3 protein-coding genes are annotated in these 2,377 nt (G+C 34.7%); all 3 read left to right on the top strand.

The window, feature by feature from the left end; translation table 11 throughout:
• Positions 1–342, top strand: a 342-nt coding sequence (locus tag J7604_RS26165) for a hypothetical protein (RefSeq protein WP_293903319.1), incomplete at its 5' end; no start/stop codon positions are given.
• A gap of 347 nt (positions 343–689) precedes the next feature.
• Positions 690–1,316: an FISUMP domain-containing protein gene (locus tag J7604_RS26160; RefSeq protein WP_293903316.1), complete on the top strand. Its 627-nt coding sequence runs from the start codon at positions 690–692 to the stop codon at positions 1,314–1,316.
• Positions 1,317–1,384: 68 nt separating this feature from the next.
• On the top strand, positions 1,385–2,377 hold a 993-nt coding region (locus tag J7604_RS26155; protein ID WP_293903313.1), incomplete at its 3' end, for a hypothetical protein.

The raw sequence follows: 2,377 nt of genomic DNA, 5'->3' as shown, positions 1-2,377 counted from the left end.
AAGACGGATATTAATGGAATATCAGGTGTTAATGATAAGTTTGTTGTGCCTGGCACTTTCAGCTCCGAGGCAAGTTCAATAGTAGCCTTAGGCAATGGCGTTTATGGAATTACTGGGTATATCAGAACCGCAGCAGGAGACAAAAACATTTATGTGGCCAAAGTCACAGAAGAAGGAAAAGTGCTGGCATCAGCAGAATTCGGAGGCGCAGGGGATGATGAAGGCAAACACATCATCTATACAAAGGATGGAGGCTTTCTTGTGATAGGTTCTATCTATGCAGTAAACAACTCTATGATGGCAGCATACAAGATGAGCTCTGATTTAAAGCTTGTCAAATAGCATTAAAACATATCAAAGACAGTCAGTAAAAGACTGTCTTTTTTACATCATTTTTTTTTTAGTAAGAGTATAATATTAACAGCTATGGGACATGCAATACATTTTGAATCTGATATAGTCAAAGACTAATAAATCTCACATCTTTAAGAATTGCTGAAATTAAATTTCTAGGAAATATTAAGCTAAATTTTTTAAGCTATGAAGAAGGATACATCATAGATCCAAAAGGAATCTATTCCCATCTGCCAGGTACATTTGGGGAGTTCATTCAGTTGAATAACTTTTGAGTTTAAACATCTATTTTAATCGACCAATATATTTTTGAATTAAAAACTCCTTAATAGAATATGAAAAAACTAATGCTTTCTTGGACCCTGGTTTTAACTGTTGCAGGTCTTACATTCATGTCTTGTGGAAAAGATAAAGATGATAATAATAATCCTAAGGATCCAAATGCAGGAACTGTGACTGATGCTAGAGATGGGAAAACATATAAAACAATTAAAATCGGAAATCAAACTTGGTTTGCAGAGAATTTGCAATATGCAGGGCCATTGAGTGCTGGTTTTATCAATGATCCTTATGGAAAAGCTGATTCAACAAAAAAATATGGTTCACTTTATACATGGGAAGCGGCAATTATTGCATGTCCGAATGGGTGGCATCTGCCGTCGGATTCTGAGTGGAGACTTTTAGAGCATAATCTAGGAATGGTGGATTCTGATACAGGAAAGGTGGGGTATAGCCAAAAAAGAGGATTAGATCAGAAGCTAGGGACAAGGTTGCAAAAAGGAGGAGATCTTGGGTTTAATTTTGTAATCATGGATAAGGATGTTGAAAAGGAAACATGGACAGCGTCTAAGTTTTCAGATACTAAAAATTATTTGAGAAATTTTACTAGAAATGATTTTTCAGTATATAGATCTTCAACTGAGCCCGGAACATCGTTATGTGTTAGATGTTTGAAAGATTAATGTTTGGGGTCTTCTTAAATTTTTATTTAGGAAGACCTTAATTTTTTTTCAACACAATTTTTAAGAATATGATATTACAAAAAGAAATTTTTACCCCATATAGAAGGATAACATTAATAATTCTTTCTCTGATTTTCTTTGTTGATATGAAAGTTTTGGCTGATCCACCAGTCGCTTCATACACGATTGCTGTAGATGGAGGAAATAATAAATGCTTGCAACAATCTCAGGTTCCTGCAACATTGACTATAAATGTACAAGGATTCAGTATAAATCCATCTGGCACACAATATAAATTTAAGGTTTATCTTAACGGAAGTTCCCAATCAACTCAAACGGGAACAAGTTTTCCTGTGAATAATGTAAAAAATGGAGATAAAATTAAGGTAGTTACTGTTGATAAAGATGATGATAGTAAGCAATATGGAGAGCAAGAATTAACAGCAAAGATTACAGCTATTCCCAATTATTCTTTAACAGTACTCACTTCCACTGTATGTCTGGATAATTCTGGGAACAATGGAACTGTGAGATTGCGAATTTCGCCATACACAGCAGGAGCTACATATGATTTTCATTTTAATGGTAATCTAAATGGCGTTACTGACCCACCTACTCCTTTTGATGATAAAAAAGATGGGACGTTTGAACGTGATATAAATGGCGGTATTGCTGATAATACAACCGCATCATATTTCGTAACTGTGACAGAGAATGGTTGTGCTAGCAGCAAAATTTATAGTGGAAATGTAACGTTTAAAAGATCTCCAAAGCTTAACGAAAAACCTTCCTACCTGAGATACCTTTCACAAGGAGGAACAATAATTTTAAAAGACCTTTTTAATAATACAAACGGCACCTTTGATAATGATTATACTTTTGAAGATTTGTCCGGAAAAGGTTTGGTCGTAAAGCAAGGAAGCTCCTGGATTTTTAAAGGCGATGAAGCAGGTGAGGGGGTTTATAAAAATATTATAGCATATACACCTAAAAATGCTACCTGTTTAAATGGAAAAACTACGATAGGCACGGAATTAAAGATCCTAAATGATAAGGAGAGC

This window comes from Sporocytophaga sp., assembly GCF_017745095.1.
Taxonomy (GTDB): domain Bacteria; phylum Bacteroidota; class Bacteroidia; order Cytophagales; family Cytophagaceae; genus Sporocytophaga.
Note: the sequence above shows the minus strand (reverse complement) of the source record. Positions and strands in the feature narration are given on the sequence as shown.

Bases quoted from the DNA above. Each gene is read 5' to 3' on its own strand.
- J7604_RS26160 (WP_293903316.1), top strand. From the start codon at position 690: ATGAAAAAACTAATGCTTTCTTGGACCCTGGTTTTAACTGTTGCAGGT.